Genomic DNA, 21,204 nt, shown 5'->3' on the forward strand with positions numbered 1-21,204 from the left:
TCACCCTCCCTGTTCGGTGGGGAAGAGGTTGACGTCGTCGGGGTCTGCGGTGATCCCGATCCGCTCGCCGGTGACGGGGCCGCGGCCGGCCGGTACCTCCAGGCGCAGCGGCGGCGCGTCATCGCCGTCGACCCGCACACCCGCGCGGACCAGAGTGCCCACGTACGTGGCGGTCTCCACCGTGCCGGTACAGAAACCGTCGTCGGGGGCAGAGACCCGCAGCCGGCCCGGCTGGACCGCCGCTTTCACCGGGGTGCCGATGGCCAGGTCGTGGCGGCGCGCCTTCAGCAGCCCCCCGGACCCGTCGAGGCGGACCAGGGTGTGGGCGTCGGTGTGCTGCTCGATGCGGCCGGGCAGGAAGTTGGCCGCGCCCAGGAAGTCCGCGACGAACGGGGTCCTCGGCCGCTCAAACAACTCCCGCGGCGTGTCGAACTGCTCGATCAGCCCGTTGCGCATCACCGCGATCCGGTCCGACAGGACCAGCGCTTCTTCCTGATCGTGCGTCACATAGATGACGGTCAGGCCGAGTTCCTGCTGGATGGTCTTGATCTCGACCTGGAGCTGGTCGCGGAGCTTCTTGTCCAGGGCGCCCAGGGGCTCGTCCATCAAGATCACCGGCGGGCGGTAGACCAGCGCGCGGCACAGCGCGACGCGCTGCTGCTGGCCGCCGGACAGCTCGCGCGGCTTGCGGCTGCCGAACCCGGACAGGCCGGCGATCTCCAGGGTCTCCCCCACCCGCCGGCGGATCTCGTTCTTCGGCACTCCGCGCAGGGTGAGCGGGAAGGCGACGTTCTCGCTCACGCTCATGTGCGGGAAGAGTAGGTACTGCTGAAAGACGAACCCCAGGTTGCGTTTTTGCGGGGCGAGCCGGGTGACGTCGCGGTCCCCGACGGTGATGGTGCCGGAGTCCGGCTCGCAGAACCCGGCGATCATCATCAGAGTGGTGGTCTTGCCCGACCCCGAGGCACCCAGGAACGTGACGAACTCCCCCGCCGCGATCTCCATGGACGCCTCGTCGACAGCGACGACGTCCCCGTACGTCTTGCGCAGCGCCACCACCGACAGCGCCTTGCCCGTCGTCGTGGCCGACGCGGCGCCGGCCGTCTCGACAGAAGGAGTAACCACACCATGTTCAGCCACGAGCCCACTCCAGCCAGCGCTTGGTGACGGCCGCTTCGTTGTTCAGCCACCAGTCGATGTCGGTGTCGAAGCCCTTGTCGTAGTACTTGGGCGCACCCGCCAGGGCGTTGCGCTCGTCCTCGGTGAGCTTGGCGTAGGCCAGCGGCGACGACGGGTTCGACGGGAACGCCTTGGCCAGCGCGGCCTGGCTCTCGGCCCGCAGCGCGAAGTCCATCAGCTGGTAGGCGCCGTCCACATTGGCCGCGCCCTTGGCGATGGCATAGCCCTGGAACTGGCGGCGCATACCGGCCAGCTGCCGGGCCACCGGCACCCCCTGCTTCTGCAGATCGGCGATCCGGCCGTCCCACACGGTGGACATCGTGACCTCCTGGCGGCTCAGCAGCACGCCGGGCAGCGGGCCGCTGTCCCAGAACTTCTTGATGTCGGCCCGCAGCCGGGTCAGCACCTTGAAAGCGCGGTCCACATCCAGCGGATACAGCTTGTCGATCGGGACGCCGTCGGCCAGCAGCGCGAACTCCAGCTCCGGCAGGTCACCGTCCGGGCTGACCATCGAGCGGCCGCCCGTGAAAGCCTTGGTGTCCCAGAAGTCCGCCCACGACTCGGGCTTCTTACCGCCGAAGGCGTCCGTGCGGTACGCGATGCACTGGCCGTAGAAACTGTTGCCGATCGCATGCTCGGTGATCTGGTTCTCGGGGATCTTCGCGCTCTTCACGCTCTTGACCCGCTCGGGGTCCAGCGCCTCCAGAGCGTCATGCTTCACGTACTTTTGGTGCGACATCATCGAGTTGTTGATCAGGTCGCACTGCGGGCGGCCCTGCTTGATCTGCGCCAGCAGCGGGGCATCGTCCACGTTGAGCACCTTGACACTGATGCCCGTCTCCTGGGTGAACGGCGTGTAGATCGCCTTCTGCAGGGCTGCACCGAAGGAACCGCCACTGTCGCGGACGATCACCGTCTTGCCGCCCTTCCCACCGGTGCCGGTGGAAGTGCTGCGGCTGGTGCCGGTACCGCAGGCGCTGAGGGTGGTCGCGGCGGCGACACCCGCCGTGACCCCGCCTATTCCTCGCAGGAAGAGTCTGCGGTCTATTCGGGCATCTTTCATCGTGTGCCTCCTGGTGGTACTGGCCGCGCGAAGGGGAGCGGCTGGGGACGTGGGAAGGGGGGCTTGAAGGGGGTCTAGTGGCGGGGGGCCGCCTCGTCGGATCCGGTACCCACGCCGGGGACCGAGAGGGTGTCGGGGCTCGGGGGCATGTCGGGGTCCCACGGGATGGCGAGGGCGGCGAGTTCGGTGCCGGGGGCGACGGTGAGGCCGTGCATGCCGTAGATGATCCGTCCGCCGGCCGGGGCGTGGACCGTGTGCTCCGTGCCGTCGGCCGGGTCGACGATGCGGCCGAGGAGGTCGCCCTCCGCCACTTCGCCGATGACGTCGGCGTCGAAGGAGAACTCCGGGTACCACAGGCCGGTGGCGTCGGCGGTGACGCCGGCGGACCAGACCCACGTGCGGATCGGGGCCGGGGCGGAGCCGTCCTGGTCGAGGACGCCCAGGTGGCGCAGTGCCGTGAGGAGGCCGTCGACGCGACGGAGGGCCGTGGGCTCGTCCCGCTGGCCGAGTGAGCCCACCTCGACCAGGACCGCCGAGATGCCCCGGCGGGCAGCGGCGGCGTGGCTGTTGCCGCCCTCGGCCGTCAGCCCGATCATGACGTCCTCGATACCGAAGGACCCGGCCAGTTCGGCCGTCGCCTTGTCGAGGTCCGGGTCACCGGTGAGGCGGTAGCCGACGAAGTCCCGCAGGACCTGGTCGATGCCGCCGCAGTGCAGGTCGATGTAGACGTCGGCGCCGTCGACGAGGTGGGCGAAGAGCCAGGCGGCCAGCCGCTCGGTGGGGCCGCCGTCCGGGTCGCCGGGGAAGACGCGGTTGATGTTCACGCCGTCCACCGGGGAGACGTTGAGCCGGCCCTCGTACACGGCGTTGGGGTTGGCGACCGGACAGATGATCACCTGCCCGCGCACCTCACCGGGTTCCAGCAGGTCTGCCAGGCGCACGGCGGCGTCGATAGGCGTGAACTCGCCGCCGTGCACCCCCGCGGTGATGACGACGCGAGGGCCGGGGCGGGTGCCGTTGACCAGGGTCAGCGGGATGTCCGCGGTGAGGGTGCCGAGGTCGGCGGTAACGGTGCCGCGGGTCTTGGTGCCGGGCTCGGCGCTCAGGGGGCCGATGTGGAGCTTGTCGGTCATGGTCGTCACGCCTCCGCGCGGTTCAGGGTGGAGATGAAGTCGATGGGCTGGGGCGAGGTGCCGTCCAGCGCCAAGTCCGCCGCGATGTCGCCGAAGGCGGGCGAGAGCTTGAAGCCGTGGCCGGAGAACCCGGCGAGCAGTACGACGTTGTCGTTGCCGGGCAGCGGGCCGACGAGCGGGCGGCTGCTTTCGGTGTAGCCCTCCATGTAGACGGACAGCCGGGTCGGGTCGGGGTTCAGGTCCGGCATGTAGCGGCTGATGAGGTCGGTGAAGATCTCCAGCTCCTCCGGCTGTACGTTCCGGTCCAGCTGGTTGGGGTCGCCGGCCGGGCGGTGCAGGGCGCGGGAGAGGCCGAGCTTGACGGAGATGCCGTCCGGGGAGGGCAGTCCGTAGCAGTGGGTGGGGGCCGTACGGATGAAGGCTGGGCGCTCCTCGCCGAACCAGGCGTCGGAAGTGGGCACGTACCAGGCGCTGACGAGCCGACGGATGTCCACCTCCCACGGCAGGTCGGGCAGCAGGTCGTTGACCCAGGGGCCGGGGGTGACGACGGCCGTGTCGAAGTGTTCGCTGCCGGCGTCGGTGCGGATCTCCACGCCGTTCGCGACGGGGACGATCTCGCGGACCGTGGTGTAGCGGTGGATGACGCCGCCCAGCTGCTCTGCGCGGCGGGCGGCGGTCTGGATCGTCAGTTCGGGCCGGATGAAGCCCGCACGGCGGTCGAGCACGGCCGCGTCACCGTCCTCGATCCGGTACTGCGGGAAGCGCTTGGCGAGCAGTTCGGCGTCGAGCACCTCGTGGTCGAGCCCGTGCTCGGCGATGGACTGCAGGACGGTCGCCATCTGCTGGTGCTCGGTCGGTCCCATCAGCAGGCACCCGGTCAGGCGGCGCAGCTCGCGGCCCGTCTCCTGCTGCAGCCGTCCCCAGAGGCCGTCGGCGTGCTGGAGCAGCGGTACGTACCGGGAATCCTCGAAGTGCGCGCTGCGGAAGATCCGGGTCTCACCGCCGGCGGCACTGCGGTCGTGGCCCGGAGCGAACCGGTCGTACCCGACGACCTCGGCGCCGCGGGCCGCCAGCCGCCAGGCGGCCTGGCTGCCCATCGTTCCGACGCCGACGACGGCGACGCGCTTCCTGGCAGCTGACACAGGACTTTCCTTTCGTATCGCCGAGGCGCATGCTGGGCGCCCGACGTGAGGCTGATCGATTCGAGGCGGTTTGGACGGGGGCCGGGCCCTTTCTTCGGGCCATCGGCTAGCAGCCGCCGTGCCTCCCGGTGCCGGCCCACTTCCTCGCGTCTTCGCTTGGGCCGTGCCACATCGTGGAACGCTGTGCTAGAATCTGGCACGAGAATGTCAGCGGCTCGTTGGGGAGTCAAGAGGGTGTCCATCAGAAATTCTGAGGATTAACAGGGGGAAATCGGATGGAAATGAAGAGCGTGACCAGGTCGTTGCGCATCCTGGAGGCGGTCGCCCAGCATCAGCCGGTCACCGTCGGGGAGTTGACGAAGCTCTTCGGCCTCCCGAAGTCGACCGTGCAGCGCACCCTGGTCACTTTGGCCGAGGCGGGCTGGCTGCGCGCGAACCGCAGCGACACCACGCGCTGGGAGATCGGCGCCCGGGTGCTGGCCGTGCGACCCGCCGCCCTGCAGGGTTCCAGCCTGTTCGCCGCCGCCCGCGAACCCATGATCCGGCTCCGGGACAGAGTGAACGAGACCATCCACCTGGCGGTGCCCGACGCACTGCAGTGCATGGTCGTCGTCGACCGCGTCGACTCCGACCACGCCGTACGGACCTTCCACAACGTCGGCGACACCTCTCCGCTGCACGCCACCGCCGTGGGGCGCGCGATCCTCTCGCAGCTCCCGAAGCGGGACGTCGAGGAACTCATCGCCCAGGGCTTGGAGCGCTTCAGCGACACGACCCCCGCCGACCCCGACGAACTGCGCGCCGAGCTGGACCGGATCCGCACCGACGGCTACGCGATCAACCGGAACCAGTACCGGCCGGGCGTCTGCGCCCTCGCCGCGCCCGTGCTCGACGAGAGCGGGACACCGCTGGCCGCCGTGGCCATCTCGATGCCCGACTCCCGCTACGACGAGGACCGGGCGCCCGAGTGGGGCGGCCTCGTCGCCGACACGGCAGCGGAGATCACCGGGCGCCTGCTGGGCGCCTGAACGGAAGGCGGCACGGCCCACGAGGGCCCCGGACCGGCAGGGGCCGGCTCGCACGCGTCGGAGCGTGCGGGTCGGCCCTTGCCGCATGTCAGGGCAGCCGTCGCCCTGGGCCCGGCCAGGGGAGGTGCCGGGCCCAGGGCGGCCGCCCCGCGCGGCGCGGCGGGGAGCGGGCAGGGCGCTCCCGCCGTTCATCGCCACGAAGGTCATCGGATCCACTCCACTCCGCGCTTCATGCCATATTGTGGAACGCCGTGCTAGAATCTGGCATGCATCATGCCCATGGCTCCGGGAAGGGAGTCAAGGGGTGAGCACGACGAAGACACGCGAGTGATGGGGGCCCGGATGGAAATGAAGAGCGTCACCAGGTCACTTCGCATCCTGGAGGCGGTCGCCCAGCATCAGCCCGTGACCGTGGGGGAGCTGACGAAGCTGTTCGGCCTGCCCAAATCGACCGTGCAGCGAACCCTGGTCACGCTCAACGAGGCGGGCTGGCTCCGGGCGAACCGCAAGGACACCACCCGCTGGGAGATCGGCGCCCGCGTCCTCGCCGTACGACCCGCCGCCCTCCAGGGCTCCAGCCTGTTCGCCGCCGCCCGCGAGCCCATGATCCGGCTCCGCGACGCGCTGAACGAGACCATCCACCTGTCGGTGCCCGACGCACTGCACAGCATGGTCGTCGTCGACCGCGTCGACTGCGACCACGCCGTACGGACCTTCCACGCCATCGGCGACACCTCACCCCTGCACGCCACGGCCACCGGGCACGCGGTCCTCGCCCATCTGCCGAAGTCCGAGGTCGACGAGTTCGCGACGGGCACGCTCGAGGGGTACGGCGAGGAGACCATCACCGACCCGAAGGAGCTGCGCACGGAGCTCCGCCGGGTCAGGGAGCGTGGCTACGCCGTCAACCACAACCAGTACCTCCAGGGTGTCTGTGCCATCGCGGCACCTGTCCTGGACGGTGACGGCGTGCCGCTGGCCGCCGTGGCCGTCTCCCTGCCCGACTCACGCTTCGAGCCCGGCAGGCTGGCCGAGCTGGGCCAAGTGGTGACCGACACCGCGGCGGAGATCACCGCCCGCCACCTGCGCTGAGTACGGCCGCTCCCCGCTCCGCCTCGGAAGCCGCCGTCCGCAGGGCGAGGGCGGGCCCGCCGCCTGTGCGGCGAGGCCAACCCACCCCCGTGCCCGGCCAGGAGGACGGAGCGGCCGGGCACGGGGTGGCCCGCGGTGCGCGATGGGGCGTATGTCAGGGCAGGACCGCCCTCATCGCACAGGCACCGCGAGGTACTGGTACTCCAGGAACTCCTCGATCCCGACCCGGCCGCCCTCGCGGCCCAGCCCCGACTGCTTGACGCCGCCGAAGGGGGCGGCCGGGTTGGAGACGAGGCCGGTGTTGAGGCCGACCATGCCGACCTCCAGGCGTTCGCTGACGCGCAGCGCTCGGTCGAGGCCCTCGGTGAAGACGTAGCCGACGAGGCCCCAGGGCGTGTCGTTGGCCCGGCGTATCACCTCTACCTCGTCGTCGAAGGTGAGGATCGCCGCGACCGGGCCGAAGATCTCCGTGTCCATCAGGCGGCTGTCCGGGGCGACGTCCGTGAGTACGGTCGGCGGGTAGAAGCAGCCCGGGCCTTCGGGCGTACGGCCGCCGACGAGTACCCGGGCGCCGCGCTCCACCGCGTCGGCCACCAGTTCCTCGACCTTGCCCCGTCCGGTCCTGTCGATCAGCGGGCCGACGTCGACGCCGTCCCGGGTGCCGGGGCCCACGACCAGCGCGCCCATGCGCTCGGCCAGGCGCCGCCCGAACTCCTCCACCACGGAGCTGTGGACGAAGAAGCGGTTGGCGGCGGTGCACGCCTCGCCCATGTTGCGCATCTTGGCGACCATCGCGCCGTCTACCGCCTTGTCCAGGTCGGCGTCCTCGAAGACGATGAACGGCGCGTTCCCGCCCAGCTCCATCGAGGTCCGCACGACCGCCTCCGCGCTCTGGGCGAGCAGCAGGCGTCCGACGTTGGTGGAGCCGGTGAAGGAGAGCTTGCGAATCCGCCCGCCGCGCAGGAGCGGTTCGCACACCTCCCCCGCACGGGAGGTGGTGACGACGTTGAGCACGCCGTCCGGCAGCCCGGCCTCCTTCAGGATCGCGGCGAGGGCCAGGCTGGAGAGGGGAGTCTGCGGGGCGGGCTTGAGAATCATCGTGCAGCCCGCCGCGATGGCCGGGCCGATCTTGCGGGTGCCCATGGCCAGCGGGAAGTTCCACGGGGTGATCAGCAGGCAGGGGCCGACCGGCCGGCGGGAGAGCAGCATGCGGTTGCGGCCGTCGGGCAGGACGCCGTTGCCGCCCTCGATGCGGACGGCCTCCTCGGAGAACCAGCGGAAGAACTCGGCCGCGTACGCCACCTCTCCCCTGGCCTCGGCCAGGGGCTTGCCCATCTCGGCCGTCATCAGGTGGGCCAGCTCGTCGGTGCGCTCGACGATGATCTCGTAGGCCCGGCGCAGGATCTCGCTGCGGACCCGGGGCGCCGTACGGGCCCACTCCTCCTGCGCCCGGACGGCCGCCTCCTCGGCGCGCTGGGCGTCCTTGGCGCCCGCGTCGGCGACATGGCAGAGGATCTCACCGGTCGCGGGGTCGTCGACGGGCATGGTGGCGCCGTCCGCGGCGTCCACCCAGGCCCCGCCGATGAACAACTGCGTGGGTGTGTCGGTCATGAGGTTCCTCCTGGTCGAGCGGCTTGATCGGCGGTGGGGTCGAGCAGTTCCGCGAGGTGCAGGGCGCGGATGCCCCGGTCACCGGCGAGGTGGTCGATCTGGGTGGCGCAGCTGAAGCCGTCGGCCACGACGACCGTCGGCGTGTCCTGGTCGATGTCGTCGAGACGTGGCTTGAGGGCCAGGTCGGCGACGGCCATCGAGGTGTCGTAGTGCTGCTCCTCGAAGCCGAAGTTCCCGGCGAGTCCGCAGCAGCCCTCCGCCTCGTCGACCTTCTCTACGCCGAGGCGGCCGAGCAGGTCGCGGGGGTGGCGGCCCTTGAAGGTGGCGTATTCGTGGCAGTGGGTCTGCAGGACGACCTGGTCCGGCAGCTTCGGCGGGGTCCAGTCCGGCGCGGCCAGGTCGGTCAGGGCGCCGGTGAAGGTGTGGACGCGGGCCGCGACGCGCCGGGCGGCGTCGGTGTCGAGCAGTTCGGGCACGTCACGCTTGAGGGCGGCGGCGCAGCTGGGTTCGGCCACGACGATGGGCCGGTCGTCGCCGTTGTCCAGGTGGGCGACCGTACGGGCCATGATGCGGCGCGCGGTGGACAGTTGCCCGGTACTGACCCAGGTCAGGCCGCAGCACAGGCCGTCCTCGGCGGTGCAGGGGATGCCGGCGTCGGCGAGCACGCGGCTCGCGGCGCCCGCCACCTCGGGGCGGAAGGCCCGGGTGAAGCTGTCGACGAAGAGCAGGGCCTTCGCCGGTTCATCCGTCTTCGCCGACCGCAGGACCTTGCGCAGGGCGCGCCGGGAGGCGAAGGCCGGTATCCGGCGCTTCGTGGTCACGCCGCCGAGACGGGCGAGCAGCGTGCCGACCGGTCCGCGCAGCAGCGCGTTGAGCGGGCGGGCGGCGAATCCGGCGAGGGCCGAGGTCAGCGGCAGCCAGCCCAGCGAGTAGTGGGAGCGGGGCCGGATTCTGCCCTTGTAGTGCTGGTGCAGGAACTCCGCCTTGTACGTGGCCATGTCGACGCCGACGGGGCAGTCGCTGGAGCACGCCTTGCAGGACAGGCACAGGTCGAGGGCGTCGCGCACCTCTGTCGAGCGCCAGCCGTCCTGGACCGTCCTGCCGCGCACCATCTCCTGGAGCATCCGGGCCCGGCCTCGGGTGGAGGCGTTCTCCTCGCCGGTGGCCCGGTAGCTGGGACACATCACGCCGCCAGCGTCGCTGCGGCAGCGGCCGACGCCGACACAACGGCGGACCGCGCCCGCGAAGCCGTCCTCGTCGTGCGGGAAGGAGAAGAGGGTCTCCACGGGCACGACATCGGAGGGCGTGTGCAGCGCGAGATCGGCGTCGAGCGGGGCCGGGGCCACGATGACGCCCGGGTTGAGCAGCCCTTCCGGGTCGAAGATCTCCTTGAAGGCGGCGAACGTCCGGATCATCCGGTGGCTGTACATGACCTCCAGCAGCTCACCGCGCGCCCGCCCGTCACCGTGCTCACCCGACAGCGAGCCGCCGTGCTCGACGACCAGGGCTGCGGCTTCGGCCAGGAAGCCGCGGGTCGCGGCCCGGCCGGCGTCCGTGGCGAGGTCGAAGTCGATGCGCACATGGACACAGCCCGCGCCGAAGTGGCCGTACAGCACCCCGGTCAGGCGGTGGGAGGCCAGCAGTATGCGGAAGTCCCGCAGGTAGGCGGCCAGGTTCTCGGGCGCGACGGCCGCGTCCTCCCAGCCGGGCCAGGACTCCACGCCGTCCACGAGGCGGGCGGCGAGGCCGGCCCCGTCCTCGCGGACCCGCCACAGCGAACGCCGCTCCGCAGGGGTCTGAACGACCCGCCCGCCGGTTATCCGGCCCTGCGCCTTGAGCACGTCGAGCAGTTCGGCGGCGCGGGCGTCGACCGACGCCTGGTCGTCGCCGTCGAGCTCGACGTACAGCCAGGCCCGCCCCTCGGGCAGCCCGGTCACGGAGTCCGGGCCGCGCCGGGCGCGCATGGTGGCGACGATCGCCTCGTCCATGCCCTCCACGGCGGTGGGGTTCCAGCGCAGGATCTCGGGGACGTCCTCGGCGGCGTCCACGACGTCGTCGTACCCGAGCGTCAGCAGCGTGGAAGCCTGTGCGGTCGCCACCAGGCGGACCGTCGCGGCGGTGACGACCGCACAGGAGCCCTCGGTGCCCACCAGGGCGCGGGCCATGTCGAACCCGTGCTCGGGGAGCAGATGGTGCAGCTGGTAGCCGGAGACCTGACGCGGAACGCGGCCCAGCTCGGTGCGGATCGGCGCCAGGTTGGCGTCGATCAGGCGTCGTACGTCGGCTTCGAGCCGGGCGACACGCTGGACGGCGTCCGCGTCGGCCGGATCGGCGGCGCGCAGTCCGGTGCGGTCGGCGACGGCCCGTACGCCGTCTGCCGTCACGATCTCCAGGGCCTCGATGTGGCTGCTGGTGCGCCCGTGCCGCACCGACCGGTTGCCGCACGCGTCGTTGCCGATCATCCCGCCGAGGGTGCAGCGGCTGTGCGAGGAGGGGTCGGGGCCGAAGGTGAGCCCGTGCAGGGCGGACGCGCCGCGCAGCGTGTCCAGGATCACGCCGGCCTCGACCCGCGCGGTGCGGGCCAGCGGGTCGATGTCCAGGATCCGGTTCATGTACCGGGAGAAGTCCAGGACGACGCCCGGTCCGACCGCGTTGCCCGCCATGCTGGTACCGCCACCGCGCGCGGTGACGGGGACGCCCGTCTCCCGGCAGGCCCGCACCACCGCGACCACGTCGTCGGCGCTGCCGGGGAACACCACGGCCCTCGGCGGGACCCGGTAGTTGGAGGCGTCGTAGGCGTAGGGACCGGTGGAGCCCGGGCCCGTCTCCACCCGCAGGCCGGGAGCGGTCTCGGTGAGCCGCGCGACCAGCGGCTCGAGGGCCGTGGTGGTGTCCGTCATCGCCCTGCCGCTCCCGATGTACCGGCCTCCACCGCGGTCGCCCAGGCCTGGAGACCCTCGTCCACCGCCGTCTCGTCGATGACGAGCGCAGGGATCATCCGCACGACCTGGTTCCAGGCGCCGCACAGCAGCAGGAGCAGGCCCTCGTCGACGGCGGCGCGCTGCACGCGGGCAGCGGTCTCGGGGTCGGGGCTGCCGTCCTCGGTGACGAACTCGGTGGCCAGCATCAGCCCGAGGCCGCGTACGTCGCCGATGCCCGGCGTGCGGTCGGCCACCGCCTCCAGGCCGTGGCGCAGCCGCTTGCCCATGGCCTCGGCGTTCTCGACGAGCTTCTCGTCGCGTACGACGTCGAGGGTGGCGCAGGCGGCGGCGCAGGCGACGGCGTTGGCTCCGTACGTACCGCCCTGCGAGCCCGGCCACGCCTTGGCCATCAGCTCCTCGGAGGCGGCGATGCCGGACAGCGGGAAGCCGCTGGCCAGGCCCTTCGCGGTGACGAGGATGTCCGGGGTGACACCGAAGTGGTCGTGGCCCCAGAAGCGGCCGGTGCGGCCGACACCCGTCTGCACCTCGTCGAGGATGAGCAGGAAGCCGTGGCGGTCCGCGCGCTCCCGCAGGCCCTCCATGAAGGCGCGGTTCGCGGGGACGTAGCCGCCCTCGCCGAGCACCGGCTCGACGATGATCGCGGCCGTGTCGGCGGGTGAGGAGATCGTCTGGAGGGTGTAGTCCAGCTCCTTCAGGGCGAAGCGGGTCGCGGTCTCCTCGTCCCAGCCGTAGCGGTAGGCCGACGGGAAGGGGGTGACGACGACACCGCTCATCAGCGGGGAGAAGCCGGACCGGAAGCGGGTGCCGGATGTCGTCATGGAGGCGGCGGCCACCGTACGGCCGTGGAAGCCGCCGTGGCAGACGATGACGTTGGGGCGGCCGGTGGCCTGGCGGGCCAGCCGCAGCGCGGCCTCGACCGCCTCGCTGCCGGAGTTGGTGAAGAACAGGCTGTCCAGGCCGGCCGGCAGCACCTCGCCGAGCTTCTCGACGAGTCGCCGCAGGGGCTGGTGCATCACCGTCGTGTACTGGCCGTGGACGAGCGTGCCCACCTGCTCCTGCGCCGCTGCCACGACCTTGGGGTGACAGTGCCCGGTGCTGGTGACGCCGATCCCGGCGGTGAAGTCGAGGTAGCGGCGGCCGTCCTCGCCAAAGAGGTGGACGCCCTCGCCCCGGACCGCCACCACGGGCGTGGCCTGGCGAAGGTGCGGCGACAGTGCGGTCATGATCGTCTCCCGGCGGATTCGTCGGTCTGCTCCGGTCTCCCCGAGCATCTCCGCGGACCAGGACGGCGCCAACGCGCGATCTGTCCAGCCGCGACGCGGTATCCGGACGTTGTGTCAACCGCACCGGGCTCCATGGCACGCCCCTCCGCCTCGCAAGCGCGCTCACGGCTCTTGCGCAGGTCAGCGAGGCTTGTCAGAGTGACGGGGCACTCCCCCGAGCTCTCAGGCTTCGCTGCGCAGGGGACCACCATGGAGGCACCGTGACCGAGAACCACCACACGGCTCCGGGGCCTGCCACCGACGGCTCCGACGCCTCCGTGCCGGGCCCGGACATGGACACCGTCGGCCGCCCGCCCACCGTGGCCGACGTGCTGGCCCTTCCCGTCCTGGCCGCCGGACAGCCCCAGGTCGTCACCGGCGCGGCACAGCTCGACCGTCCCGTCCGCTGGGTCCACATCACCGAGCTGACGGACCCCGCCTCCTTCCTCAAGGGCGGCGAACTCGTCCTGACCACCGGCATGCCCCTGCCCGAGGAACCGGCCGGAGTACGGCGCTACGTCGACGAACTCGCCGACATCGGCGCAGCAGCCCTCGTCATCGAACTCGTCCGCCGCTACCACCGCCCGCCCGACACCCTGGTCCACGCCTGCCAGGCCCGCGGCCTTCCCCTCGTCACCCTGGCCAAGGACGTCAACTTCCTGGAGGTCACCCAGGTCGTACACGCGCTCCTGCTCGGCAACCAGGCGGACGCGATGCGGCGCACCCAACGCATCCACGAGGCGTTCACCGCCCTCACCCTGCGCGGCGCCGGACCGGAGGACGTGGTGCGCACGGCGGCGGAGATGAGCGGCCGCACGGTCGTGCTGGAGAACTTGGTACACCAGGCGCTGATCTGCGAACCGTCCGGAAGCACGGTGGAGGAGGCTCTCATCCGTTGGGAAGAGCGCTCCCGAGCCACCGGGCCCGGCGACCGTACGACGATGAGCGGCCCGGAGGGCTGGCTCACGGCACCCGTCGAGTACCAGGGCGAACGCTGGGGCCGTGTGGCCATGCTCCCGGCCGGCACTGACGGGCCGGCCTTCGGGCCGCAGGACATCACCGTCCTGGAGAGGACCGCGATGGCCCTGACCGTCGCTCGCCTCATCCACCCCATGCCCTGGGAACGCACCGCACACCGAAACGCCCTGCGCGACCTGGTCGAACAGCGCCACCGCTCCGCGGAGGACGCCCGCGCCCGCTGCGCCGCTCTGGGCTTGCCGGCGGACCGAAGCCGCTTCGTCGCGATCCTCGTGGACCTGCACCCGGGGGATGAGGGAAGCGAACCCGAGACCCGCCTGTTCCAGGAGCTTCGAACGGCAGGTACTCCGGCCATCGTCGGCGCCCTGGCGCCCGACCGCATCGGCGTCCTGCTGGCCCTGCGCCCCTCCCAGCCCTGGCACCCCATCGCCGAAGGCCTGTACGGCATAGCGCGTGGCATGGCGCCGCAAGCAGTCGTGAGCGTCGGCTCGGAGGTCGCGGACCTCTCCCACATCGCCCGCTCCTTCCGCGAGGCGGAGCGCGTCGCGGAGGCCACCCCGCTGGGCCAGCCACTCCCCCCGGACCGCTCCTTCCACGAGCTGTCCGACATCGGCCTGCGCCGCCTGCTGTACGCCCTCCGGGAGGACACCCGGATCCAGGGGTACGCCGAAAGACAACTCGGCCGTCTCATCGACCACGACAGCCAGCACGGCACCGACCTGCAGACGACCCTGCGCCACTACCTGGAGGCGGCCGGCAACAAGACCACCGCCGCGCGCCGGGGCGGCCTCTCCCGCGAAACCATGTACCAACGCCTGCGCACCATCGAGCGCCTCCTCGACCGCGACCTCGAATCCGGCGAACAGCGCACCGAACTCCACGTGGCGCTGACGGCTCTGGACGTCCTGCGAGCCCATTGACGCAAAACGGCCTCCGTCCTGCCGTCAGGCGTCGGATTCACGTACATAGCTCCCGGGCCGCCATAGTTCCCGGGCCGCCCGGTGCCACAGCCCGACGACTACGGCTACACCTTCCCGCCCGGTGGCCCTGGGCTGACGCATTCACAGACGCCCTCGCGGCCACGCGGTCGCCGTATCGACTCCGGATATCGGGCGTGTTCCCAGGTGAAGTCGCGGGATCATGGTCGTCGGGCCGGCTCCGGGCGGTGGACCCCCCGTGGCCGATAGCCGAGGGTGTCGCAGCGCCCCAGCAGGTCGGCGAGGAGCCAGACGATGGTCAGCCACATTTCGGTGCCCTGGAGTCCGGGTTCCGGGCCGGGTCCTGTGGCACCGGGGCCGAAGCCGAAGCCTTGGCCGTCCTGCCAGCGCAGCAGGGTTGCGGCCAGCTGACGTTCGGCCCAGGTGCGTATCTCGGCAGACCGGTAGCTGTCGCCGTTCGTGCTGGTCCCGAGCTGCTGGGTGCACAGCCACAAGGGATGCGCCACATCCAGCACGTTGCAGGCGTTCTCCTGCCCGGCGCCGAAGTAGCGGGCGTCTCGTGCGTGGTCCAGGACCGCGTCCACGACGCGCTCCGGGTGCGGTACCGGCAGCCCGAACTGGGCGAACGAGCCACGCGTGAGCCGGTAGTAGCCGTTGACCACCTGCAGCCGACCGGCCTCGGGTGAGGGGGTGCCCCACATGCCCGTCCACGGGTCGGCGTGGGTCAGCAGCCAGCCGAACAGGGCCTCCACGGTCCCGGGTATGACGCCGTTGTCCCCTTGCCGCAGGTTCCAGTGCGCGGCCGTGGCCCACGAGTCGATCCAGGCGCCGGCACCCCATGCACCGTCCTGCCACGGGAGGTGTTCCAGCCGTGCGACGAGTTGGCGCGCGGTCATCTCCCGTACGCCGCGCACCGGATGCGGGAAGGATTCGCCCAGCAAGTCGAGGGCGTAGCCGACGGACAGGACGTGGTAGAGCTCGGAACCCTCGCCGAAGAAGCCGTCGGCGTCGGCGGCAGGCAGTGGGTCGCCGAACTCCGGCACCAGCCCGGTGCGCGGATCCTGGAGGGCGGCCAGCCGCTTGACGTGCTCGTCGGCGGTCAGTTGCTCGGGGGCGGTTCCCAGCAGCAGGTCGGCGATCTCCACGGCATCGCAGTGCGCACGCACGGTCGGCGCCGCTCCGGGACGGTCGACGTAAACGTCGCCGTCCCAGCACAGGGTCAGGAGATCGGCGGCCTGGGCGCGGGCGTCGTCGGCGAACCGGGTCAGGCGGTCTCCGCCGTGGCCGGGGCGGGCCGCGGCGACCGCCTTGGGTTCCAGGCGGTTGCGAAGGGGCCGGGCCGGGTTCCCTGCGGCCACCGTCCATGCCGGGAGATCCTTGGTGACCACTGCCCCGGCTCCGATCACGCAGTGGTCGCCGATGGTCACCCCGTCCATGACGACCACGTGCGAGCCGATCCACACATCGTCGCCGACGGTGATCCCCTTGCTGGTGAGCGGCTGTTGGAAGACCGGCCGGTCCGGCGCCATGGAGTGGTTGAAGCCGAGCAGCGATGTGTGTGCGCCGATCCGCACGCCGTTGCCCAGGGTGACATTGCCGCGCACTGTGGTGAACGGGTTCAGCGAGCAGTCCGAACCGGTGGTCAACGTCCCTGTGACGTAGGCGTGTGCGGCGATGTAGGAGTTGTCGCCGAGTCGCAGCCGGTCCGGGAACACCGCAGCGGACTCGGCCACGTAGCACTGCTCACCGATGTCACTGTCCCCGTCGATCGCCTGCTGCCGCCCCAGTTGGGCGGCTCGTTGTTCCTCGGTCGCCCCTTCGGCGAAGAGCCAGGGGCAGTGGTCGAAGCGGCGTACGGACTGATCACGATCCATGGGACGGAACGCTAGGTGGCAGGACACACCAGCGGAAGGGGCGCGGTGCGTCATCCAGGCGCGCCGCGCGATCCGCCACGACCACAGCTCCGCCGAACCGAGTCTCGATGGGAGGACCGCGCTGCTCTCGGGTCAGGACTTCTGGTGCAGCGAGTCCGCCGAACGGGCGGGGATCCCTTCGCTCGTACTGAGCGACGCTCCGCAACGGTGTCCGCCGCCGGCGCCAGGATCAACGGCACCTATGCCTCCGAGAGCCATTGGCTGCTCACCCAGGTGCTGCGGGAGGAGTGGGGCTTCGACGGGCTGGTCGTCTCCGACTGGTCGGTCGGACATCAACCTGAGGCACAGGTCGTCCCCTTGAAGGCCGCCGGTCACAGCAACCGCTGCATTGCGCGCACCCTGAACGGCTGGACCGCTGGTCTGGGGAGTGGCGGCCCAGCCGCCCTGGTCGACGATGGCGCCGGTGTCGTGGTCGGCGCGGCGGGCGGTGGAGGCCAGGCCGAGCCTCGGGGAGTGCCCGGTCCAGGCGAGCGGCACCCCGGCCCGGACAGTCTTCGGCCGCTGCGAGCCCTGACGGTCCGTGCACCGTTCCCAGCGCCGCCTGTCACGCCTGGAAGATCCCCAACTCGCTGGTAGTGACACTCACTTGGTGCGACACTGCTGTTCGCGCCAGGTGACGGGGGTGACAGGGATGGCGGAGGAGATACCGGGTGGCTTCCGGGGCAGGCGGCCGGTGTTGCGGTTCCTGGCGGACGCGCTGCACACCCCGCCCGGCAGTCCGCCGCCACGTCCGCTGCTGATGCTGCTCGGCCCGCGTGGCACGGGCGCCAGCCAGATGCACGAGTCGGCGCTGGAGTACTTCCGGACGGTGTGCCCGGTGGCGTACCTCAACTTCGAACCGCGCGCGGGCGGCGGCCAGCTCTCCATGCGCGAGGTGCTCGCCGCGCTCGCGCACCAGCTGCAGTCGGGAAAGCCGCTGGACCCGGTCGCCTTCCCCCGGCTCACCATCGGACTGCTCGCCACCGAACACCGCTGGGACCCGCCGACCCGCGACGGCGCCCGGCGACTCGCCCGGGTCGGCATCACCCGGCGGCTGCGCCACCAGATGCCGTCCCGCAGTCGCGACATCGTCGGCTCGCTCAGCCGTACCGCGATGCAGGTGACGAGCGCCTTCGAGGTGCCGGAGCCGCTCTCGGTGCTCGCCGCCGTGTCCGAGCACATCCAGGTGTCGCCAGGGCGCCAGCTGAACCTGCTGCAGGAGCGCCGCGGAAGGCAGTGGTACGCCGGCCGGGTGGCAGGCCTGACCGACCCGGACGACGCGCTGGTCGAACTGAACGCCTGGTGGCACCAGGAGACGGCGGAGCACCGGGCGCGGGTGGAGCGCCTGCTCCTCGAGGCGTTCGTCCACGATCTGCGGGCGCACGCGCGAGGGCCGCTGCACAACAAGTCGATGCTGGTGCTCCTCGACAACTGCCAGGAGCCGATGGGCCTGGACTTCGTCCGCGCCTGGGCCCGGGTACGCGAAGCGCTGCCGGAGGACGGTCACGGCAACGACCCGGCGGTGGTCGCCGGCAGTCTGCACGAGTGGCCCGCCGCCTGGGGTCCCAGTCGCGACGGCGGGCCGGGCCAGGGGGTACGGGTGGTCGCGTCGGACGGGGCCTCACTCGCGGACTGGCTGGGCCACCGGTCGGCGGACGGCGGCGCCGGGTCCTGGTGGTACGCCGTACGGCTGCGCAATCTGACCAGGGACGACGTCGCCGCCCTCGCCGCGCTCGGGCGTCCGCGCTGGACCCAGGAGGCGGACTGGGCGCACAGGCTCACCGGCGGTCTGCCCTGGGCGGTCGCCCAGCTCGCACAGGCACTGCCGGACAGCGAGCGGCCGGTGTCGCCCCGATCGCTGCGCATGCTGCCCGAGGTGACGGCGGAGCGCGATGCGCCCCGGCTGGTGGATCTCGCGCTCGGCCGGCTCCTGGCCGGCTTCACCGAGCAGGAGGTGCACACGCTGGAGGAGTGGGCCGCCGCGCACTCCGTGGACGAGGCCCCACAGGTGGTCCCGGAGCCGTCCGGGCCGGTGCCGCGTCCGCTGATCACCCGCCTCCTCGATCGCTGGCTGGTCCACCACGGCGCCTCGGGTGAGCTGCGGTTCCTGCCGTGGCTGCGGCGGCTGCTGCTGTGGCGCCTGGCCGCGGACGAGGAGCGCTGGCGGCGGGTGCACACCGCGTTCCACGCGCACGCCGAGCGGCTTCAACGCCCCGCCGACGTGCTCTACCACCGGCTCGCCCTGGCCGAACTGGCCGCGGTGGCCGACTCCCTGACCGCCCTGCTCACCGGGGATCAGGCACTGCCGCGCCGGGAGTGGGTGGCACTGCTGCAGCGGGTGTGCGCGGCACCGAACCGGCTGGAGCGGCACCCCGAGCCGGAGCACCATCTGGCCCGGCTCGCCACACCCGGTGCGGCCGGCACCGACGAACTGCGGCGCACGGTCTGCGGGCTGGTGGCGGCCGGCTGGCTGTGGGCCGACCCGCTCACCGATCCGCGCGGGCGCATGCTTCCCGAACTCGCGGAGCGCTTCAGCCGGCTCGCGGCGTTGCTCGACCGCGACACGTTGCCGCTGTACGAAGAGGCGGCCCGGTTCCGTGACTGGGTGCCGCCGCAGACCCAGGAGGGGGTGGCGTGGTGGTGACCCCACGTCAGGGAACGTATCCCAGCAGACCGCGCTGGACGAGACGACGCCTGTACCTCACACTCGGCTGGGCCGCCGTCGCGCTGGTTGTGGCCGCCCTGATCACGGTCGGCCTGGTCTGGTGGCTGAACCCGGAACGGCACTGCACCGAGGGCGTGGAGCAGCGCGGCACCCCGGCCGAGTGCGTCGGCGTCCCGGACTCCGGCACCTTCGCCTTCACCGACGATCTGCGCGACATCACCGCCCGTATCGCCACGGAGAACGCGAACATCACCGCGGAGGACGACAAGACGCCGTACGTCGAGGTGGCGTATCTGACGACGCTCACGGTCCGCGACGACGACTCCAATTCCGCCGAATCCGTACGCCACGAGCTCCAGGGCGCCTACCTCGCGCAGATGCGGCACAACGCCGCCTACTCCCCCAGGATCAAGCTGATTCTCGCCAACCCCGGCAGCCATTCCCGGCACTGGAACTTCACCGTCGAGAAGCTGAAGGCGCGCACCGGTGGTGACCACCCGCTGGTCGCGGTGGCCGGGATAGGGCCGTCCACCCCGGAGAACAAGAAGGCCGCGCGCGCTCTCTCGAAAGCCGGGCTGGCCCTGGCCGCGTCCACCGCGACCGCCACCGACATGGTCGCCGAGCGCCTCGTGCGGGTCGCCCCGCCGAATTCCGCACAGGCCCGCGCCGCCGCCTCCTACCTGCACGATGAGGGGTACGACACCGCGGCCCTGGTCGTCGACAAGGCTTCGGACGACAACCTTTACGCGCGCACCCTCGCCGAGGAATTCGCCCGCGCCTACCCCCGGGGCACCAGGTCCCGGTTGGCCGAGCGCCGCTACGAATACGACTCGTCCCATGAGAGCTGGGGCAACCAGATGCACTTCCTGGCCGAGGCCCTGTGCGATGAGCGCCCCGAGGTGGTCTACTTCGCCGGACGCGGCAAACAGCTCGGCCGCTTCCTCACCGAACTCGCCGACCGTCCCTGCCGGGGCCAGCAGGACGACGCCTGGCAGAACGTCACGGTCATGACCGGCGACGACACCAGCAACCTCTCCAGCGCGCAGCTTGCCGAGTCCGCCGACAAGGGCGTCCGCCTGCTGTTCACCGGCCTCGCCCACCCCCGCATGTGGGACGACCGCGACGACATCCCCGACCCCGCCCGCGAGTTCGCCCCTGGCGGCCGCATGGCCGAGTGGTTCCCGTCCGACACCCACGACGACGGCCAGGCCATGGTCGCCCACGACTCCGTCGCCGTCATCGGCAAAGCCCTGCAGATGGCACGCGGCGAGAACGGCTCCGGCGACCCCCGCCCGGACGGCAAGGCTGTGGCCGCCATGTTCCAGGTCATGATCTCCCAGAAGGCGCACGGCGCCGGCGGCTATCTCTCCTTCACCGAGAAGGGCACCGTGGTCGACCACGGCATCCCCATCCTCGAACTGGTCCGCCGTGAAGGAAAATCCGGGGGCGACGAAGATCAGCTACAGGGGACGGCACGGCTGCGGAAGGTGGTGTGGTGACGGCGGGCCCAGAGCTTCGCCATCCCCGTAGCCGGACAGACCGCACCGAGCGGCCGGCGTCCCGGCGCTACGGGTCGGCAGAGTCCGAAACATGGAGGGACAGCGTGATCGAAGTGAGCTGCGCTCTTCCCGTGAACGACGGCAGCGGCCCGGACCTCACCGGGCGCCGCCGTGCCGTCGGCCGCTTCCGTCTGGTGGTCGAGGGCGGCCGACGGCACGGGGCGTTCGGGTGGTCGAGAGTGACGGTGCTCAGGCGGGCTTTTCTTCCTGGTTGGTGATGAAGTCGGCCGGCGCCTCGGGGCTCCAGATGGCGGGCGGGCAGTCCCAGTCGTTCGGCTGCCACAGCGGCACCGGGTCCCCGGGTCCGGGCACGGGGGTGCGGGCGGGACCGCGCGTCCCCTCGCGGAGCAGGCGTGAGCCACACACCGAGGAGGTGACGCCCGCGCAGCCGTGCTCATCGTTGCGCGGCTGAGGCAGTCCGCGTGAGCCCGTTGTCGGCGACGGACAACCAGCTGAGTTGGGGTGAGCCGACGAGCCGGCTCACCCCAAGCCACGGATCAGCGTTCGGTGGCGGCGGCCCGCACGGTGACCGCGTCCCACATCAGCGGTGTGTCGTCGAAGACCACGGCGATCTTGATCTTCCTCCCGGCCGCGATCGTCTCCGGAAGCGTCACGCTGCCCTTCTGGGTCTCGTCGAAGGAGACCGGACCGAGGTCGGTGGCCTTCCCGTCGGCTGCGAACACGTAGACGTGGCCCGTC

The 21,204-nt window shown here is 71.5% G+C and carries 15 protein-coding genes; 6 read left to right on the forward strand and 9 right to left on the reverse strand.

What is annotated here, in order from left to right:
- The 4 genes from H1D24_RS06680 to solA all read right to left on the reverse strand — a co-directional run bounded on the left by H1D24_RS06680 (position 1) and on the right by solA (position 4,517).
- Positions 1-1,140, reverse strand: coding sequence for an ABC transporter ATP-binding protein (locus tag H1D24_RS06680; RefSeq protein WP_181656463.1), 1,140 nt, complete (start codon positions 1,138-1,140; stop codon positions 1-3).
- Complete coding sequence (locus tag H1D24_RS06685; RefSeq protein ID WP_181656464.1) at positions 1,133-2,242, reverse strand: ABC transporter substrate-binding protein; 1,110 nt, start codon at positions 2,240-2,242, stop codon at positions 1,133-1,135. Before H1D24_RS06685 ends, H1D24_RS06680 begins: the two co-directional genes overlap by 8 nt.
- 74 nt (positions 2,243-2,316) lie before the next feature.
- Positions 2,317-3,375 (reverse strand): M14 family metallopeptidase, encoded by a 1,059-nt coding sequence (locus H1D24_RS06690; protein ID WP_181656465.1) that lies wholly within the window; start codon positions 3,373-3,375, stop codon positions 2,317-2,319.
- A 5-nt stretch (positions 3,376-3,380) separates the two neighbouring features.
- Complete coding sequence (gene solA / locus H1D24_RS06695) at positions 3,381-4,517, reverse strand: N-methyl-L-tryptophan oxidase (RefSeq protein WP_181656466.1); 1,137 nt, start codon at positions 4,515-4,517, stop codon at positions 3,381-3,383.
- Positions 4,518-4,798: 281 nt separating this feature from the next.
- Here solA and H1D24_RS06700 point away from each other — a divergent pair, with 281 nt between their 5' ends.
- Together H1D24_RS06700 and H1D24_RS06705 are read left to right on the forward strand one after the other, a co-directional pair.
- Positions 4,799-5,545 (forward strand): IclR family transcriptional regulator, encoded by a 747-nt coding sequence (locus H1D24_RS06700; protein WP_181656736.1) that lies wholly within the window; start codon positions 4,799-4,801, stop codon positions 5,543-5,545.
- A 348-nt stretch (positions 5,546-5,893) separates the two neighbouring features.
- Positions 5,894-6,637 carry an IclR family transcriptional regulator gene (locus tag H1D24_RS06705; protein ID WP_181656737.1) on the forward strand — a complete coding sequence of 248 codons (744 nt, stop codon included), beginning with the start codon at positions 5,894-5,896 and terminating at the stop codon, positions 6,635-6,637.
- Between the two features lie 171 nt (positions 6,638-6,808).
- On the opposite strand, the gene H1D24_RS06710 is transcribed toward H1D24_RS06705, so the two are convergent.
- The 3 genes from H1D24_RS06710 to H1D24_RS06720 are packed head-to-tail and all read right to left on the reverse strand — an operon-like array spanning position 6,809 to position 12,413.
- On the reverse strand, positions 6,809-8,248 hold the full coding sequence (locus tag H1D24_RS06710; protein WP_181656467.1) for an NAD-dependent succinate-semialdehyde dehydrogenase: 1,440 nt from the start codon (positions 8,246-8,248) through the stop codon (positions 6,809-6,811).
- Positions 8,245-11,148 carry an FAD-binding and (Fe-S)-binding domain-containing protein gene (locus H1D24_RS06715; RefSeq protein ID WP_181656468.1) on the reverse strand — a complete coding sequence of 968 codons (2,904 nt, stop codon included), beginning with the start codon at positions 11,146-11,148 and terminating at the stop codon, positions 8,245-8,247. The genes H1D24_RS06710 and H1D24_RS06715 overlap by 4 nt, the downstream gene beginning before the upstream one ends.
- Positions 11,145-12,413, reverse strand: coding sequence for an aspartate aminotransferase family protein (locus H1D24_RS06720; RefSeq protein WP_181656469.1), 1,269 nt, complete (start codon positions 12,411-12,413; stop codon positions 11,145-11,147). Before H1D24_RS06720 ends, H1D24_RS06715 begins: the two co-directional genes overlap by 4 nt.
- Positions 12,414-12,673: 260 nt before the next feature.
- On the opposite strand from H1D24_RS06720, the gene H1D24_RS06725 reads away from it, so the two are divergent.
- Positions 12,674-14,350: a PucR family transcriptional regulator gene (locus H1D24_RS06725; RefSeq protein ID WP_374064171.1), complete on the forward strand. Its 1,677-nt coding sequence runs from the start codon at positions 12,674-12,676 to the stop codon at positions 14,348-14,350.
- 218 nt (positions 14,351-14,568) lie between these two features.
- On the opposite strand, the gene H1D24_RS06730 is transcribed toward H1D24_RS06725, so the two are convergent.
- On the reverse strand, positions 14,569-16,242 hold the full coding sequence (locus H1D24_RS06730) for an acyltransferase (RefSeq protein ID WP_181656470.1): 1,674 nt from the start codon (positions 16,240-16,242) through the stop codon (positions 14,569-14,571).
- A 207-nt stretch (positions 16,243-16,449) separates the two neighbouring features.
- Between H1D24_RS06730 and H1D24_RS43965 the strand changes: the two genes are divergently transcribed.
- Genes H1D24_RS43965 through H1D24_RS06745 form a run of 3 tightly spaced genes read left to right on the forward strand, consistent with a single transcriptional unit; the run spans position 16,450 to position 20,445 of the window.
- Positions 16,450-16,878 (forward strand): glycoside hydrolase family 3 N-terminal domain-containing protein, encoded by a 429-nt coding sequence (locus H1D24_RS43965; RefSeq protein ID WP_374064172.1) that lies wholly within the window; start codon positions 16,450-16,452, stop codon positions 16,876-16,878.
- A gap of 55 nt (positions 16,879-16,933) precedes the next feature.
- Positions 16,934-18,925, forward strand: a complete 1,992-nt coding sequence (locus H1D24_RS06740) for a hypothetical protein (protein WP_181656471.1) — start codon at positions 16,934-16,936, stop codon at positions 18,923-18,925.
- On the forward strand, positions 18,916-20,445 hold the full coding sequence (locus H1D24_RS06745; protein ID WP_181656472.1) for a type 1 periplasmic-binding domain-containing protein: 1,530 nt from the start codon (positions 18,916-18,918) through the stop codon (positions 20,443-20,445). The genes H1D24_RS06740 and H1D24_RS06745 overlap by 10 nt, the downstream gene beginning before the upstream one ends.
- Before the next feature lie 249 nt (positions 20,446-20,694).
- Here the strand turns inward: H1D24_RS06745 and H1D24_RS42140 are convergent, their stop codons facing one another.
- A complete protein-coding gene (locus tag H1D24_RS42140) occupies positions 20,695-20,817 on the reverse strand; it encodes a hypothetical protein (RefSeq protein ID WP_258563890.1) in 123 nt (40 codons plus the stop codon).
- Between the last annotated feature and the right edge of the window lie 387 nt (positions 20,818-21,204).

The sequence above is a fragment of the Streptomyces himalayensis subsp. himalayensis genome (assembly GCF_013778455.1).
Lineage (GTDB): Bacteria > Actinomycetota > Actinomycetes > Streptomycetales > Streptomycetaceae > Streptomyces > Streptomyces himalayensis.

What these genes read in the sequence shown, in the direction of transcription:
- H1D24_RS06685 (WP_181656464.1), bottom strand. Translation starts at nt 2,242, where the DNA reads ATGAAAGATGCCCGAATAGACCGCAGACTCTTCCTGCGAGGAATAGGC.
- H1D24_RS06690 (WP_181656465.1), bottom strand. Translation starts at nt 3,375, where the DNA reads ATGACCGACAAGCTCCACATCGGCCCCCTGAGCGCCGAGCCCGGCACC.
- H1D24_RS06700 (WP_181656736.1), top strand. Translation starts at nt 4,799, where the DNA reads ATGAAGAGCGTGACCAGGTCGTTGCGCATCCTGGAGGCGGTCGCCCAG.
- H1D24_RS06705 (WP_181656737.1), top strand. Translation starts at nt 5,894, where the DNA reads ATGAAGAGCGTCACCAGGTCACTTCGCATCCTGGAGGCGGTCGCCCAG.
- H1D24_RS06710 (WP_181656467.1), bottom strand. Translation starts at nt 8,248, where the DNA reads ATGACCGACACACCCACGCAGTTGTTCATCGGCGGGGCCTGGGTGGAC.
- H1D24_RS06715 (WP_181656468.1), bottom strand. Translation starts at nt 11,148, where the DNA reads ATGACGGACACCACCACGGCCCTCGAGCCGCTGGTCGCGCGGCTCACC.
- H1D24_RS06720 (WP_181656469.1), bottom strand. Translation starts at nt 12,413, where the DNA reads ATGACCGCACTGTCGCCGCACCTTCGCCAGGCCACGCCCGTGGTGGCG.
- H1D24_RS06730 (WP_181656470.1), bottom strand. Translation starts at nt 16,242, where the DNA reads ATGGATCGTGATCAGTCCGTACGCCGCTTCGACCACTGCCCCTGGCTC.
- H1D24_RS06740 (WP_181656471.1), top strand. Translation starts at nt 16,934, where the DNA reads ATGGCGGAGGAGATACCGGGTGGCTTCCGGGGCAGGCGGCCGGTGTTG.